This is a genomic window from Microbacterium sp. P5_E9, assembly GCF_054049175.1.
In genome coordinates this window covers 1-549 of the sequence record NZ_JBFUMV010000125.1, presented here as the reverse complement: position 1 = coordinate 549, position 549 = coordinate 1, and the positions used below count along the sequence as shown (strand labels likewise).

The 549-nt window shown below is 63.4% G+C and carries 1 protein-coding gene; it reads left to right on the top strand.

Features of this window, described 5'->3' with window-relative positions; all coding sequences use genetic code 11:
- Positions 1-549, top strand: a 549-nt coding sequence (locus tag ACXJ3V_RS20580) for a Bug family tripartite tricarboxylate transporter substrate binding protein (RefSeq protein WP_457102214.1), incomplete at both ends; no start/stop codon positions are given.

Below are 549 nucleotides of genomic sequence, written 5' to 3'. Positions count from 1 at the left end.
GTATGGAGCTGGCGGTATCACCGACATCGGGGCCCGCGTCATTTGCGAGCAACTGGGTCAGGTGCTGGGACGACCGGTGATCGTGGAGAACCGGCCAGGTGGAGGCACCAGGATCGGAACGTCGGCGGTCTTCGCGGCAAAGCCGGACGGCAACACGCTGCTGCTCACCAACATCGCCTACGGCATCCTTCCGCTGGTCGACTCCTCGGTGAAGTACGACGCCGTGACCGCGGCTGCGCCAGTCGGAATTGCTTCGGTGTATCCAATCGCGCTGGTCGTGAACGCGGCACTGCCGGTGAAAACCCTGCAGGAGTTCATCGACTACGCCCGCAAAAATCCCGGAAAGCTAACCTACGGCAGCGCCGGCCCGGGTAGCGGGGCACATCTGGGCGGCGAACTGTTCCAGTCCTTGACCGGCACGCAGCTTGTCCATATTCCTTACCGATCCACCTCGAGTGCGCTGACCGAAGTGGCAGCAGGCCGCGTGGACCTCACGTTCGACGCCACTGCCATCGAACTCGCCAAGACGGGGAAGGTGAGGATTCTGGC